Origin of the sequence: Psychroserpens luteus (assembly GCF_015319355.1) — a bacterium.
Taxonomy (GTDB): Bacteria; Bacteroidota; Bacteroidia; order Flavobacteriales; family Flavobacteriaceae; genus Psychroserpens; species Psychroserpens luteus.
The window spans coordinates 20799-35520 of record NZ_JADILU010000006.1; the positions used below are offsets into that span (position 1 = coordinate 20799).

The following is a 14722-nucleotide window of genomic DNA, read 5'->3' on the forward strand; positions in this document are numbered from 1 at the left end:
GTTGTTTTTAGATTAAGATTTTTATGTTGAAACTCTTTTTTTACAGTTGCTTACAAGTAATTTGGAGTATATTTTTTGTAAATTTAATATCATAAACAAATACATTATGAATTTTTTTATTGCAAATATTTTAGGTCCATTTCCATGGGAAAGATTTCAATATATTTCTGTAAATGGTATTCTTGCAATGTTAGCTGTTATTGCATTCTTTTTGATTATCAACAAAATTTTCAATAGGCAACCTTTGAGATTCCCTAAAAATGATAATTTAGAATTAGAGCAATATACTTTTGGGTTTGAAGACACACATGTTAATGTGAAAAAGATATCTTTATCAAGAAGAATTGTGGTTTATTTAATAGCTGTATTGTTAATTATTACACCATTGAGCGAATTGATAGACGATTCAAGTTCTTATTCTATTTGGGAATTGATATTTTGATAAATCAACTTCGCAGTCTTCTCACTTGCACCTTTTCCGCCTAATTTTTTCTCCAAGTCATAATATTCAATAAAGAATTTAGTACGATTATCTTCATCTAATATTTTCGTTAGTTCTGTTTTAAGTCTTTTGGTATTTAAATCGCCTTGAATTAATTCTGTTACAACTTCACGATCCATAATAAGATTAACTAACGAGATATATTTCAAAGTAATAATGCGTTTTGCAATTTGATACGAAATAGCATTAGCTTTATAACAAACGACTTGAGGTACTTTAAAAAGTGCAGTTTCTAAAGTTGCTGTTCCAGAGGTTACTATCGCAGCATTTGATACACTCAATAAATCATACGTCTTATTTGAGATAAACGCAACATTATCTTGTTTGATAAACGGTTTATAAAACTCAAAATCTTGACTTGGTGCTCCTGCAATTACAAATTGATAATTAGGGAAATCATCAACAAGACTGAGCATAACGCCAAGCATTTTTGTGATTTCTTGTTTTCGGCTTCCTGGAAGTAGCGCAATTATTGGTTTTTCAGATAAATTGTGCTCATCTCTAAACTTAAATGGATTGACCTGAGTTCTATCTGCAATAGCATCAATTAATGGGTGACCAACAAAGTGAACATCATAATTGTATTTGGCATAAAATTCTTTTTCAAACGGAAGAATCACATACATAGCATCTACATACTGTTTGATTTTTTCTACACGACCTGCTCTAGAAGCCCAAACTTGTGGAGATATATAATAATGTGTTTTGAACTTGCGCTCTTTTGCCCATTTAGCGATACGTAGATTAAAACCGGAATTATCGATAAAAATGATGACGTCTGGCTGAAATTTTTCAATATCAGCTTTGCAAAATTTTATGAGTCCGAGAATTTTCCGAAGATTAAAAATAACTTCAGCAAAACCCATAAACTGTCGCTCTTTATAGTGTTTAACTAAAGTGCCACCAACAGCTTGCATGAGATCACCTCCCCAAAATCTAATATCTGCATTTACATCTTGTTGATATAATGCTTTCATAAGATTGGATGCATGAAGATCTCCAGAGGCTTCGCCAGCTATGATGTAATATTTCATTTGTTTAGATAAACCTAATAATTAAAGTTATTATAGCTACAATTACAGTCGCGATAAGGACGCCTTGTGCTCTAGTGTCTTGATTCTTTTTTAAAAATAAGAAAAAAGCTGCGAGGTTCAACATGGCTCCCATACTCACTAATTTAGTAAAAACTCCTCGATTAAGTGCAATTTGAAGCGAATCGTTTAAAGAGTTTCCTTTTCCGAAGAAAAGAAGAGTTAATAACAGTCCAACAGCACTTGTAATTAATCCTATAACGATACCTATAATTAGTTCTTTATTTTTCATTAAAATCCCATGTATTTAATTCTTGAATACTATGGTGTGCTGTTAAGTCAAACTGAGTTGGCACAACAGATACATAACCATTTGCTAAAGCCCATTCATCTGTATCTTCTCCATTGTCCAAATTTACAAATTTACCAGTGAGCCAATAGTAATCTTTACCATTTGGGTTTTGACGTTTGTCAAATTCTTCTTCCCAATTAGCTTTAGCTTGTCTGCAAATTTTTACGCCTTTTATATCTTTCTTATCTAGTTTAGGAAAGTTGACGTTTAAAACGGTTCCGCTATCTAATCCATGTTTTAAAACATTTTCTGCAATTGTTTTGACATAGGATTTGCAGTGCTCAAAATTAGCACTCCAATTATAATCACAAAGTGAAAACCCAATAGCAGGAATTCCTTCAAAACCTGCTTCTATTGCTGCACTCATGGTGCCTGAGTAAATCACGTTGATTGAAGAATTAGATCCATGATTTATACCAGATACACATAGATCTGGTCGTCTGTCTAAAATTTGTTTCACGCCAAGTTTAACGCAATCGGCAGGAGTTCCAGAACAACTGTATTCTTCCTGATTACCTTTATCAATTGTTACTTTTTCAATATGAAGTGTTGAATTTATCGTAATGGCATGTCCCATACCACTTTGCGGACTATCTGGTGCAACGACAACAACATCACCAATTAAATTCATAACTTCTATTAGAGCTCTAACTCCTGGAGCAGTAATTCCATCATCATTGGTTACTAAAATAAGTGGCTTTTTAGACATAAAAAAGGATTGTTTTACTAATTTATTACGTATTGCTAAAATACATAAAGACGCTTGAAATTCCTATAAATAAAGGTTTAACAAAAAATTATTAGCTTCTCATTTAATTGGCATGGTTTTTTCTTTTACTTTAGTAGAAATTATGTAAATAATCTACAAGTTCAATTAACCTGTAAAAAGTATAGAGGTTAATTTGATTTACATTAAATAAATTTATGATTAATATGATGAAAAGGAATTATAAACTGTCGCTATTAGTATTGCTATTAGCATTTGCCTCATGCAGTTTTACGACGAAGAAATTTCAAGACCCAAATAAAGATAAATTATTAATTCAATTGATAACTTACGTTTTAGAAGAAGGTCATTTTAGTCCGCAAGAAATCAACGACGGATTTTCAGAAGCTGTATTTACAGACTATCTAGAACAATTAGATCCTTTTAAACGTTATTTCTATGCTTCGGATATTAAAGAATTTAAAGCTTACGAAAATCAGTTAGATGATCAAATCAAAGCTTATGATCTCTCGTTTTTTAATTTAACGCACGAGCGTTTGTTGAAGCGCATTTCAGAATCTAAAGAACTTTATAAAGACGTATTGTCTAAGCCTTTTGATTTTTCAGTCGCTGAAGATTTTTCTACAGACTATGAGAAACTAGAGTATGTTGATTCAAAAAAAGCAATGAAAGAACGTTGGAGACAACAACTTAAGTTTTCTACTATTGCTAATTATGATGACTTATTGAGTGATCAAGAATTTGCTAGAACAAACGATATTACTACTAATGATTTGAGCGATGTTGAGTTTGAAAAACTTAAAAAAGCAAATACTGAAATCTTAAAAAAGTCTACAAAAGATTTAGAAACAGAAGCTAGAGAAGCAACGCAAAGATCTTTAGATGAACTTTATGATTTTATAGATGATAGACAGCGTAAAGATTGGTTTGCAGTTTATATTAATGCTATTGTGGAGGAGTTTGATCCACACACATATTATTTTGCACCAGAAGATAAAGATCGTTTTGATGTTGCCATGTCAGGTAATTTTGAAGGTATTGGAGCAAGACTTCAGAAAAAAATGGATGCAACTATCGTGAACGAAATCATAAGTGGTGGGCCAGCTTGGAGACAAAATGAACTTGAGGTAGGTGATCAAATTATGAAAGTGAAACAAGAAGATGAAGATGAAAGTGTCAATATTGTTGGGATGCGTTTAGATGATGCAATCAAGTTTATTAAGGGCCCAAAAGGAACCAATGTCACTTTGACACTTAAAAAAGTAGATGGAACTATAGAGGATATAACTATCAAAAGAGATATTGTTGAGCTAGAAGAGACTTACGCCAAATCATCTACAGTAATTAAAGATGACAAAAAATATGGCGTTATTAATCTCCCTAAATTTTATGTAGACTTTGAAGATTATAACAAACGTAATGCAGCTTCAGATATCAAACTAGAATTAGAGCGATTAAAAGCAGAAGGTGTAGAAGGGATTGTTCTGGATTTAAGAAACAATGGAGGTGGATCCTTGCAAACAGTTGTAGATATGGGAGGACTTTTTATCGAAGAGGGACCAATTGTACAAGTAAAAACAGCAGGAGAACCAAAAGAGGTTTTAAATGATAAAGATAAATCTATTGTATGGGATGGACCATTAGTTATTTTGGTTAATGAGTTATCTGCTTCGGCATCAGAGATTTTGGCTGCAGCAATGCAAGATTATAAAAGGGCTATCGTGATTGGTAGCAAGCAAACTTATGGTAAAGGAACAGTGCAAAACGTACTAGACTTAAACCGTATGGTAAGACAAAACAGTGAAGGAGATATGGGAGCTTTGAAGTTTACAACTCAAAAATTCTATAGAATTAATGGAGGATCAACACAGTTAGAAGGTGTTAAGAGTGATGTTGTTGTTCCAGACCGTTACAGCTATATTGATATTGGTGAAAAAGATCAGGAAAATCCATTAGCATGGGATAAAATCCAAGCAGCAGATTATAAAGTTTGGGGTAGTTATTATGATTATGACACAACCATCGCAAAAAGTAAAGAGCGTATGGCTAATAACGAGCAGCTAAAACTTATAGATGATAATGCACAATGGGTAAAGAGAATTAGAGATAGAGAGATGTACTCACTTAAATATGAGGATTACAAAAAGACATTAGAATTAAATCAAGAAGAGTCTAAGCGTTTTGAAAAATTGTCTGATTATAAGTCAAACTTAACATTTCAATCTTTGCCTTATGAGACGACATTGATGAGTCAAGATTCAGTTTTAAAGGAAAAACGAGTGCGTTGGCACACGAGTTTAAGCAAAGATGTTTACATCGAAGAAGCGCTTAATGTTTTAAATGACCTTAAGATGACCTACAAAATTAAAAAAGTGGCGACGTCTGTAAAAAATTAAAATGAGTAAAACTAGCGACTCATTATCACAATTAGCGCTCCGAAAGTTCAAGAAGAACTTTTGGGGCGTTTTGAGTTTTTGGTTAATTGTAATTATTGGCCTCATGTCATTATTTGCTTATGTGATAGCTCCAGATAATTCTCAAAATGCGAATCAAATGCATTTGTCAATCCATTCTCAACGTCCAGGTTTTGAAGTGCAAATGCTTAATATCCCTTCGGAAATTGAAAACAATCAATCCTTCGCTTCTAAATTATTATTTGGAACACGAAGTAGCGACACAGAGATTCCTGTTTCAGAATATACTGTAAAAAATAATACATTGTTTTATACTGAATATGCTTCAGATGGATTAATAGGAGCAGACAAATCAATTAATTTAAGTGTTTTTCCTAACAACGATTACAAATCATATATCAACCATAAAACTTTTCTCTTCGGAACAGATAAATATGGAAGAGATCTTCTAAGCAGAGTATTGATTGGATCTAGGATATCATTTTCTATAGGATTTATTGCAGTTTTTATTTCGCTCGTAATTGGTATTTTCTTCGGAAGTATTGCAGGATATTATGGAGGGAAGGTAGATGCATTCATCATGTGGATTATCAATGTGACATGGTCCATACCAACGCTTTTGTTGGTTATAGCAATTACTTTAGCTTTAGGAAAAGGCTTTTGGCAAGTTTTTATTGCTGTAGGACTAACAATGTGGGTTGAAGTTGCAAGAGTCGTTCGCGGACAGATTATCAGCGCTAAAGAAATGCAATATGTAACAGCAGCAAGAGCATTAGGTTTTAATGATTACAGAATCATCACAAAACACATTTTGCCAAATATTATGGCGCCAATTATTGTAATTTCAGCAGCCAATTTCGCAGCAGCGATTCTTATTGAAAGCGGATTAAGTTTTCTTGGCATTGGAGCTCAACCACCAATGGCAAGTTGGGGAGCAATGATAAAAGACCACTACAATTATATTATTCTAGGAAAACCTTATTTAGCTTTAATCCCAGGATTGTGCATCATGGTTTTAGTGATGGCTTTTATGTTAATAGGTAATGCATTGAGGGATGCTTTGGATGTGAAGTCTTAATGTTCTCTGTGATAAACGTTATTTTATTTGAGACTGTATTTTTTTCAATAATCCACTACCAAGAAAATCAGTAAAAATTTCTTTGCTTGTATCTCTATTATAAAGGTAATCATAGAAAGTGCCTTCACTCTTTTTCCCGTTTCCTAAATAATATTCAATAAATTGACTTGGCATATATTTAAAATCACCTATTTATCCAAGATAAGTAATAGTTTGAACCCGTTTTATTAAGAGGTCCACAAAATTCTCCACACCATTTTCCTTTATATAATCTGCAAATTGTTTCTCCAACATATGCAGTCAAAAGCGATTCAATAATTGTCTGTGTATATTCACTAAGATTTGAATTCTCTTCAAGAAATCTATCAACTTCTTTTTCCAAACTTTCTAAACTGAAATCAAATTTAAATCCATATCTACTTTGAATACTTGAAAAGTACTCAGCAATTTCAGTTGGATCTCTTTGATTTTTGATTTCGTTCATCTAATGTGTTGCAACATAGTTTAACGTAAACTCTCAATCTCAGTATTCGTATCACTTATAAACTGTAAAACCTCGTCTCGACCAATAGCTTTTGAGGATGAGGTAACTAAGTAATTTGGAACCTCTTCCCAAGTCTCAAGCATTTTTTTACAATAGTCCTCAACATTACGTTCAATAGCTTTAGGTTTGAGTTTATCTGCTTTAGTAAATATTATAGAAAACGGAATTTCACTAACACCCAAATACTCCATAAACTCCAAATCAATTTTTTGAGGCTCATGTCTAATATCTACAAGAATAAAAGCCGACACCAATTGACGACGCTTCTCAAAATAATTAGTGATAAATTTCTGAAATTTTCGTTTTGCTGTTTTAGAAACTTTAGCATATCCATAACCTGGTAAATCCACTAAAAACCACTCTTTATTAATTAAAAAATGATTGATAAGCTGTGTTTTTCCTGGTCTTCCAGAGGTTTTAGCTAAGTTCTTATGATTGGTGATCATGTTGATTAATGAGGACTTTCCAACATTACTTCTGCCTATAAAGGCATATTCTGGTATCTGATCTTTTGGACATTTGTCCACTTCAGAGTTACTTACTATAAATTCAGCTGTTTTAATTTTCATAATAGTTCTTTTGTTTAGTAGTTATTCGAACTATAATTTTTTGTCAACCAACCATTCATTAAGAATCTGATTGAACTCTTGAGGATGCTCCATCATGGCAGCATGACCACATTTGTCAATCCAAAATAATTCAGAATTTGGTAACAATTCATTAAATTCAGTCGCAACTTCTGGAGGTGTAACAGTATCGTTTTTTCCCCAAATAATACAAACAGGTAATGTCATTTTTGGCAAGTCTTTTGCCATATTATGACGAATTGCACTTTTTGCAATAGCAAGAGTTTTTATGAGTTTGTTTCTGTCGTTTACAGTTTCATAAACTTCATCAACTATTTCTTTGGTAGCTACCTCAGGATCATAAAATACATCTTGAGCTTTTTTCTTAATCACTTCATAGTCACCACGTTTTGTGTAACCTCCACCCATCGCACTTTCATATAAACCAGAACTTCCGGTAATGATAAGCGCTTTAACTTTTTTAGGATATAGTTTTGTGTGATAAAGACCAATATGTCCACCTAGCGAATTTCCGAGTAAAACAACTTCGTCTAAACCTTTAAACTCTATAAAATCATGTAAGTATTTAGCAAAGCTTTTAACGTTGGTTTTAAGCAATGACATAGTGTAAATTGGCAATTCTGGTATAATGACTTTATATCCTTTTTCGCTAAAATAAGTGGTAACTGCATCAAAGTTACTTAAGCCTCCCATTAACCCATGTAAAACGATTAACGGTTTGCCTTCTCCAACTTCAATATATCTATAATCTTTCTCTTTTTTTAAAAGGTGTGCCATTAACAATTCATCGTTTTACTTAAAAACAAATATAGGTATTTCAATTATAACTTTAACACATTATTTCGCTCGTCAATGTTCATAGTAATTTAAGATGTTAACAATTGAAAATAGCTTTTATCTTCAAATATTATAATGTTGATAATTAGTGTTTTATGGTTTTTTATTAGGAAAGACTAAAGATTGATTATTCTGCTAATCATAAATTTATCAACAAAAGTGGAGTAGAGTGGTAAATAGTGGTAAAATTTTCAATATCTTTGATTCTTAATCGTTATAGTAAGTAAATCAATCATTTTGAACCCTTTAATAGGAACATACGAGTGTAAAGTGGATGCTAAAGGAAGGCTCATGTTGCCTGCTGCCATAAAAAAGCAGTTGCTTCCTGTGTTGCAAAATGGTTTTGTACTTAAGCGTGCGGTTTTTCAGCCATGCTTAGAATTGTATCCTATGAGTGAATGGGAGGTTTTGATGCAAAAAATAAATAAACTCAATCGTTTCAAAAAGAAAAACAATGATTTTATTCGTCGTTTTACTGCAGGTTTAAAACAAGTTGAGGTGGATTCTGCTGGACGATTATTAATTCCTAAAGACCTTGTGGCTTTTTCGGGTATTACGAAAGAAATCGTTGTCTCATCTGCAATTAATATTATTGAAATTTGGGATAAAGATAACTACGAAAAAGCTATTGATGATGCAACTGGAGACTTTGCAGACTTAGCTGAAGAGGTAATGGGACAAGACGATGAAGATGGATTATCATAACCCGGTATTACTTAAAGAAACCGTTGAAGGTTTGAATATTAAACCTGACGGAATTTACGTCGACGTCACTTTTGGAGGTGGTGGTCACAGTAGTGAGATATTAAAACATTTAGGTCCAAACGGGAAACTATTTGCTTTTGATCAAGATAAAGATGCTCTTTTAAATACAATTGATGATGATCGTTTCACATTAATTAATGAAAATTTTAGATACACCAAACGCTTTCTCAGATTTCATGGTGCAAAGCAGGTTGATGGTATTCTAGCAGATTTTGGTGTGTCGTCACACCAATTTGATGTTGCAGAACGTGGTTTTTCAACACGATTCGAGGCAGAGTTGGATATGCGAATGAATCAAGACGATAAGTTGTCTGCTTTTCATGTCATCAATGATTATGACGAAGAGCAAATCAAGCAAGTGTTGTTTCAATATGGAGAATTAAGACAAGCGCCTGCAATGGCAAGTGTAATTATAGCATCACGCAAGGAAGAGGAAATCAAAACAAGTGAACAATTAAAATTAGCGCTTAAAAAATTTCTAAATCACCAAAAAGAAAATAAAGTGTTGGCTCAAATATATCAGGCTATACGTATTGAGGTGAATCAGGAAATTGAAGCATTAAAAGAATTTTTACAACAAACACCAGATGTGTTGGTAAAAGGAGGTCGATTAAGTATGATCTCTTACCATTCTTTAGAAGATAGGTTGGTAAAGCGATTTATTAGAAATGGTTTGTTTGAAGGTGAGCCAGAACGAGATGTGTTTGGGAATTTTGAAGTACCGTTAAAAAAAGTAGGTGGATTGATTATTCCAACTAGAGAAGAAATAAAACAAAATAACAGAGCGAGAAGTGCAAAGCTTCGTATTGCTGAGAAGTTATGAAAAAGAACATTTACAGCATATTAAGAGGTAAATTCTTAGTGAGTGATGACTCCTTTAAAAATTGGAGAATTATCATTTTCATTTCAATCTTAGCAATTATAATGATTGCAAGTTCACATAGTGCAGATCAAAAAGTCTATGAAATTGCAAGATTGAAAAATGAAGCAAAAGATTTGAGATCTCAATTTGTTGATGGACGAGGGACTTTGATGAGGCTTAAAAAAGCATCTCAAATTGAAATCGAAATGAAGAAAAAAGGATTACTGATTTCAGAAAATCCACCAGTAAAAATAAAAGTTAAAACACAGAATTGATAAAGTGGCAACAACCGAAACTAACATATTAAACAGATTATATTTCGTGGCTGGCAGTATGTTTGTCTTCGCGCTTGCTGTCATGTTTAAGTTGTGCACAATTCAATTTATTCAAGGTGATGCGTATAGAGCATTGGCAGAAGAACGTACAATTCAAGATATGGACATTCCTGCAAATAGAGGTAATGTTTATTCTGCAGATGGAAGTTTACTGGCAACCTCAATACCTAAATACGATATTAGAATTGATGCCATTCAGCCAAAGCAAGAATTGTTTAATACACTTGTGAAGCCTCTTGCAGATTCATTATCTAAATTCTCTGGTAAATCATCAAGCTATCATTTAAAGAGAATTAAAAAAGCAAGGCTGGATAAAAATAGATACTTTCTTTTGGCAAGAGATATTAGCTATTCGCAATACATCAGAATTCGAAATTTCCCAATGCTAAATCTTGGTGCTATTCGTGGTGGACTTATTGTGACTCAAGAAGAAAAGCGTGATCATCCAATGGGAGGAATTGCAGAGCGTACTATTGGTTATGAAAAAATTGATGACGACGGAAATGTAACCAGACCAGGAATTGATGGCTACTTCGGAAAAAAATATCTACGAGGCGAGAATGGTAAAAGACTCATGCAAAAAATAGGAAACGGTAAGTGGAAACCTATCGTTGATTATGATCAAATTGAACCAAAAGATGGATATGATATTTACACAACTATAGATGTTAATATTCAAGATATCGCGCATTATTCATTATTAGGGCAATTAGAAAAGTATGAAGCAGATCATGGTTGTGCAGTAGTCATGGATGTAGAAACTGGTGAGATTAAAGCCATTTCAAATCTAGGGAGAAATAAAAACGGAAAATATTACGAACGTCTTAACTATGCGGTAGGAGAAAGTCATGAGCCTGGATCTACATTTAAAGTTATGGCGCTTATGGCAGCTTTAGAAGATAAGGTTATTGATACATCTACGGTTATTGATACAAAAATGGGGAGCAAGCGTTTTTATGGTAGATCTGTTACTGATTCTCGTGGTTATGGTAAAATCTCTGCTGCAAGAGCATTAGAAGTGTCTTCTAATATTGGTTTAGCAACTATTATTGATGATAACTATTCTGATCAACCTAGGAAATTTATCAACCGTCTTAAAAGTTGGAAACTTAATGATACGTTAGGATTGTCAATTATAGGAGAAGGTATTCCTGATATTCCTGAGCCAGGAAAATCCAATTGGAGTCGTAATGCGTTACCGTCAATGGCTTATGGGTATAATTTAGAAATGACACCATTGCAGACACTTACATTCTATAATGCAATTGCGAATAATGGTGAAATGATAAGACCAAGATTTATTAAAGCTGTAAAAGAGTTTGATAGAGAAATTGAAGTATTTGATAAGGAAGTTATTATTCAAAAAATATGTTCAGATCAAACTCTTAGTGAAATAAGAGAAATATTAAAGAACGTTGTAGTTAGAGGTACAGGAAGTCGTATGTATTCTGAAAACTTTTCAATGGCAGGAAAAACAGGAACAGCAAGAACAGACTATTCAAATTCTGAAGAATGGAGAAAAGATAGAAAGTATGTGTCGTCATTTGCAGGTTATTTCCCAGCAGATAATCCTAAATACTCGTGCATCGTAGTGATACATAAACCAAGTACAAAGGTTGGTTTTTATGGAGCAGATGTTTCTGGTCCTGTGTTTAAAAGAATAGCTCAAAAAATATATACAGAGACACCTTTAGTTGATGAAATAGAAACATTGGAAGTCGTAGATGTGATAACCAATGAAGACTATGAGTCTTTTTATAAAACCGCACAAATCCATAAAACAATTATGCCAAATGTTATTGGGCTTCCAGCAATGGATGCTTTGGCATTATTAGAAAATATGGGACTTAAAGTAAAAATGCAAGGCGTTGGGACTGTCAAGTCACAATCTATTAATAAAGGAATCAAAGTAAAACGAAATCAAATTATTGTTTTAGGAACATCGTGATACAACTAAAAGATATATTATATAAGGTTACTATAAATGCAGTCGTAGGTAGTACGAGTGTAGATATTAATACCATGCATTTTGATTCTCGACAAGTGGTCAAAGGAGATGTCTTTATTGCTATTAGAGGAACAAAGGTTGATGGTCATCAGTTTATAAATGCAGTAATTAAGCAAGGAGCAATTGCGATAGTTTGCGAAACACTTCCTGATAATTTGGTTGATGGGATTACTTATATAGAAGTAGAAAGTACTAATAGAGCTTTAGCTTATATGGCTTCAAATTTCTACGGAAATCCTTCGGAAAACTTGCGCTTAGTTGGAGTTACTGGTACTAACGGAAAGACAACTATTGCAACACTTCTATATCAGTTGTTCAAAAATGCTGGCTACAAAGTTGGTTTATTGTCTACGGTTAAAATCATGGTTGATAATACTGAATATAAGGCAACGCATACAACACCAGATTCGTTGACTATTAATAAGTATTTGAAATTGATGAATGACGCAGGTGTTGAATTTTGCTTCATGGAAGTGAGCTCTCATGGTATTCATCAAAAAAGAACTGAAGGTTTGCATTTTGAAGGAGGGATTTTTACCAATCTATCCCATGATCATTTAGATTATCATGACACATTTGCTGAGTATAGAGATGTGAAAAAATCATTCTTTGATAATTTACCAAAAAGCGCATTTGCATTGGTGAATATTGATGATAAAAATGGTTTGGTGATGCTGCAAAATACAAAAGCCAAGACATATACATATGCTTTAAAAACTTATGCAGATTATAAAGCACAAGTTTTAGAAAATGAATTTAGCGGTTTACTCTTAAAACTGAATGATATTGAATTGTGGACCAAACTTATAGGTGATTTTAACGCTTATAATATTACTGCAATTTATGGAGTCGCAGAATTATTAGGACTTGAGAAAGTTGAAATACTACGATTGATTAGCGAATTAGAGAGTGTTAGCGGTCGCTTTGAGTATCTCATTTCCGAAGAAAAAATTACAGCAATTGTAGATTATGCACATACTCCAGATGCGCTAAAAAATGTATTAGAGACTATAAATAGTATTCGTGCAAATAATGAACAACTTATTACAGTTGTTGGCTGTGGTGGTGATAGAGATACATCAAAACGTCCAAAAATGGGACATATCGCTTCTGCTTTAAGTACTAAAGTGATTTTTACAAGTGATAATCCTAGAAGTGAAGTTCCTGAAACAATTATAGAAGATATTGAAAAAGGAGTTGAACCTCAAAATTTTAAAAAAACAATGTCAATTGTGGATAGAAAGCAAGCTATAAAAACAGCTTGTCAATTAGCGAATCCAAAAGATATTATTCTAATAGCAGGAAAAGGGCATGAGACCTATCAAGAGATTAAAGGAAAACGCTTTGATTTTGATGACTTCAAAACAGTGAAAGAATTTTTAAAACAATTACAGAAATAAGCAATCAATGTTATACTACTTATTTGAATATTTAGAACAGCAGTTTCAGTTTCCTGGAGCATCTCTTTTTGGTTTTTTAACCTTTAGAGCTGCTGTGGCTATTATTCTATCCTTGTTAATTTCTACAATTTTTGGTAAACGCATCATTCGTTTTCTTCAAAAGCAACAAGTAGGTGAAACTATTCGTGATCTTGGGCTAGAAGGTCAAGTTGAAAAAGCAGGAACACCAACAATGGGTGGGATTATTATCATTTTAGCAACATTGATTCCTGTATTATTATTAGCAAAACTTGAAAACATTTATATCATCCTTTTAATTATAACCACTATCTGGATGGGAACTATTGGATTTATTGATGATTATATTAAAAAATTTAAGAATAATAAAGAAGGATTAAAAGGTCGTTTTAAGGTTTTAGGTCAAGTTGGTTTAGGAATTATCGTAGGTGCAACCATGTACTTTCATCAGGATGTGACTATGAAAGAAAAGTTACCTCAAGAGCAACAAAATGTGCTTTTGGCTGAGAATCCAAATATTTCACCTTCAAAATTATTTGAGGAAGAAGCGAAATCAACTAAAACTACGATTCCATTCATGAAAAGTAATGAGTTTGATTATGCAGATTTAATTACTTGGATTAGTCCAGAATTATCAAAATATGCTTGGATCATTTTTATTTTAGCTTCTATATTTATCATTACAGCAGTTTCAAATGGTGCAAATCTCACCGATGGTATTGATGGCTTAGCAGCAGGAACATCTGCTATAATTGTACTTACATTAGGAATATTTGCATGGGTTTCTGGTAACATCATTTTCTCAGATTACTTAGATATCATGTATATCCCAAGAGTAGAAGAAATTACAATATACATAGCTGCATTTGTAGGAGCACTGATTGGATTTTTATGGTACAATGCGTATCCAGCTCAAGTTTTTATGGGCGATACGGGAAGCTTAACTATTGGAGGAATTATAGCGGTAATTGCTATAGCGGTTCGTAAAGAATGGCTTATTCCTGTATTGTGTGGTGTGTTTTTAGCTGAAAACTTATCGGTTATGATGCAAGTGAGTTATTTCAAATACACAAGAAAAAAATATGGTGAAGGTCGACGTATTTTTAAAATGTCTCCTTTACATCATCATTATCAGAAATCTGGATATCACGAAAGCAAAATAGTCACACGTTTTTGGATTGTAGGAATCCTGTTAGCGATTATTTCAATTGTGACATTGAAAATTAGGTAATGCTTGTCATTCCGCACTTGATGCGGAATCC

15 protein-coding genes are annotated in these 14722 nt (G+C 32.9%); 9 read left to right on the plus strand and 6 right to left on the minus strand.

Features of this window, described 5'->3' with window-relative positions; translation table 11 throughout:
- Window positions 1-106 precede the first annotated feature (106 nt).
- On the plus strand, window positions 107-442 hold the full coding sequence (locus IM744_RS14175; protein ID WP_194508818.1) for a hypothetical protein: 336 nt from the start codon (window positions 107-109) through the stop codon (window positions 440-442).
- On the opposite strand, the gene lpxB is transcribed toward IM744_RS14175, so the two are convergent.
- Genes lpxB through surE form a run of 3 tightly spaced genes read right to left on the minus strand, consistent with a single transcriptional unit; the run spans window position 415 to window position 2594 of the window.
- Window positions 415-1536 carry a lipid-A-disaccharide synthase gene (gene lpxB / locus IM744_RS14180; RefSeq protein WP_194508819.1) on the minus strand — a complete coding sequence of 374 codons (1122 nt, stop codon included), beginning with the start codon at window positions 1534-1536 and terminating at the stop codon, window positions 415-417. The two genes, IM744_RS14175 and lpxB, sit on opposite strands and share 28 nt — an antisense overlap.
- A 4-nt stretch (window positions 1537-1540) precedes the next feature.
- Window positions 1541-1825 (minus strand): hypothetical protein, encoded by a 285-nt coding sequence (locus tag IM744_RS14185; protein WP_194508820.1) that lies wholly within the window; start codon window positions 1823-1825, stop codon window positions 1541-1543.
- Window positions 1815-2594 (minus strand): 5'/3'-nucleotidase SurE, encoded by a 780-nt coding sequence (surE, locus tag IM744_RS14190; RefSeq protein WP_194508821.1) that lies wholly within the window; start codon window positions 2592-2594, stop codon window positions 1815-1817. Before surE ends, IM744_RS14185 begins: the two co-directional genes overlap by 11 nt.
- Window positions 2595-2821: 227 nt before the next feature.
- On the opposite strand from surE, the gene IM744_RS14195 reads away from it, so the two are divergent.
- On the plus strand, window positions 2822-5008 hold the full coding sequence (locus IM744_RS14195; protein WP_194509141.1) for a carboxy terminal-processing peptidase: 2187 nt from the start codon (window positions 2822-2824) through the stop codon (window positions 5006-5008).
- A gap of 1 nt (window position 5009) precedes the next feature.
- The gene (locus IM744_RS14200) at window positions 5010-6104 is read left to right on the plus strand and encodes an ABC transporter permease (protein WP_194508822.1); all 1095 of its coding nucleotides are present in this window, start codon (window positions 5010-5012) and stop codon (window positions 6102-6104) included.
- A 184-nt stretch (window positions 6105-6288) separates the two neighbouring features.
- Here IM744_RS14200 and IM744_RS14205 read toward each other — a convergent pair whose 3' ends face one another.
- Genes IM744_RS14205 through IM744_RS14215 form a run of 3 tightly spaced genes read right to left on the minus strand, consistent with a single transcriptional unit; the run spans window position 6289 to window position 8012 of the window.
- The gene (locus IM744_RS14205; protein ID WP_194508823.1) at window positions 6289-6588 is read right to left on the minus strand and encodes a hypothetical protein; all 300 of its coding nucleotides are present in this window, start codon (window positions 6586-6588) and stop codon (window positions 6289-6291) included.
- A 20-nt stretch (window positions 6589-6608) separates the two neighbouring features.
- Window positions 6609-7217 (minus strand): ribosome biogenesis GTP-binding protein YihA/YsxC, encoded by a 609-nt coding sequence (gene yihA / locus IM744_RS14210; RefSeq protein ID WP_194508824.1) that lies wholly within the window; start codon window positions 7215-7217, stop codon window positions 6609-6611.
- Window positions 7218-7247: 30 nt separating this feature from the next.
- Complete coding sequence (locus tag IM744_RS14215) at window positions 7248-8012, minus strand: alpha/beta fold hydrolase (RefSeq protein ID WP_194508825.1); 765 nt, start codon at window positions 8010-8012, stop codon at window positions 7248-7250.
- 297 nt (window positions 8013-8309) lie between these two features.
- Between IM744_RS14215 and mraZ the strand changes: the two genes are divergently transcribed.
- The 6 genes from mraZ to mraY are packed head-to-tail and all read left to right on the plus strand — an operon-like array spanning window position 8310 to window position 14691.
- Window positions 8310-8777 (plus strand): division/cell wall cluster transcriptional repressor MraZ, encoded by a 468-nt coding sequence (gene mraZ / locus IM744_RS14220; protein WP_194508826.1) that lies wholly within the window; start codon window positions 8310-8312, stop codon window positions 8775-8777.
- Complete coding sequence (gene rsmH / locus IM744_RS14225) at window positions 8764-9660, plus strand: 16S rRNA (cytosine(1402)-N(4))-methyltransferase RsmH (protein ID WP_194508827.1); 897 nt, start codon at window positions 8764-8766, stop codon at window positions 9658-9660. The genes mraZ and rsmH overlap by 14 nt, the downstream gene beginning before the upstream one ends.
- Window positions 9657-9974, plus strand: coding sequence for an FtsL-like putative cell division protein (locus tag IM744_RS14230; protein ID WP_194508828.1), 318 nt, complete (start codon window positions 9657-9659; stop codon window positions 9972-9974). The genes rsmH and IM744_RS14230 overlap by 4 nt, the downstream gene beginning before the upstream one ends.
- A gap of 58 nt (window positions 9975-10032) precedes the next feature.
- Window positions 10033-11982, plus strand: coding sequence for a penicillin-binding protein (locus IM744_RS14235; protein WP_194509142.1), 1950 nt, complete (start codon window positions 10033-10035; stop codon window positions 11980-11982).
- A complete protein-coding gene (locus IM744_RS14240) occupies window positions 11979-13442 on the plus strand; it encodes a UDP-N-acetylmuramoyl-L-alanyl-D-glutamate--2,6-diaminopimelate ligase (protein ID WP_194508829.1) in 1464 nt (487 codons plus the stop codon). The genes IM744_RS14235 and IM744_RS14240 overlap by 4 nt, the downstream gene beginning before the upstream one ends.
- Before the next feature lie 7 nt (window positions 13443-13449).
- Window positions 13450-14691, plus strand: a complete 1242-nt coding sequence (mraY, locus tag IM744_RS14245) for a phospho-N-acetylmuramoyl-pentapeptide-transferase (protein WP_194508830.1) — start codon at window positions 13450-13452, stop codon at window positions 14689-14691.
- Window positions 14692-14722 lie beyond the last annotated feature (31 nt).

Excerpts from the sequence above, each read along its gene's own strand:
- yihA (WP_194508824.1), bottom strand. The coding sequence starts at position 7,217 with ATGAAAATTAAAACAGCTGAATTTATAGTAAGTAACTCTGAAGTGGAC.
- IM744_RS14185 (WP_194508820.1), bottom strand. The coding sequence starts at position 1,825 with ATGAAAAATAAAGAACTAATTATAGGTATCGTTATAGGATTAATTACA.
- lpxB (WP_194508819.1), bottom strand. The coding sequence starts at position 1,536 with ATGAAATATTACATCATAGCTGGCGAAGCCTCTGGAGATCTTCATGCA.
- IM744_RS14200 (WP_194508822.1), top strand. The coding sequence starts at position 5,010 with ATGAGTAAAACTAGCGACTCATTATCACAATTAGCGCTCCGAAAGTTC.
- IM744_RS14230 (WP_194508828.1), top strand. The coding sequence starts at position 9,657 with ATGAAAAAGAACATTTACAGCATATTAAGAGGTAAATTCTTAGTGAGT.
- IM744_RS14175 (WP_194508818.1), top strand. The coding sequence starts at position 107 with ATGAATTTTTTTATTGCAAATATTTTAGGTCCATTTCCATGGGAAAGA.
- surE (WP_194508821.1), bottom strand. The coding sequence starts at position 2,594 with ATGTCTAAAAAGCCACTTATTTTAGTAACCAATGATGATGGAATTACT.
- IM744_RS14215 (WP_194508825.1), bottom strand. The coding sequence starts at position 8,012 with ATGGCACACCTTTTAAAAAAAGAGAAAGATTATAGATATATTGAAGTT.
- IM744_RS14205 (WP_194508823.1), bottom strand. The coding sequence starts at position 6,588 with ATGAACGAAATCAAAAATCAAAGAGATCCAACTGAAATTGCTGAGTAC.
- mraY (WP_194508830.1), top strand. The coding sequence starts at position 13,450 with ATGTTATACTACTTATTTGAATATTTAGAACAGCAGTTTCAGTTTCCT.
- rsmH (WP_194508827.1), top strand. The coding sequence starts at position 8,764 with ATGGATTATCATAACCCGGTATTACTTAAAGAAACCGTTGAAGGTTTG.
- IM744_RS14235 (WP_194509142.1), top strand. The coding sequence starts at position 10,033 with ATGTTTGTCTTCGCGCTTGCTGTCATGTTTAAGTTGTGCACAATTCAA.
- IM744_RS14195 (WP_194509141.1), top strand. The coding sequence starts at position 2,822 with ATGAAAAGGAATTATAAACTGTCGCTATTAGTATTGCTATTAGCATTT.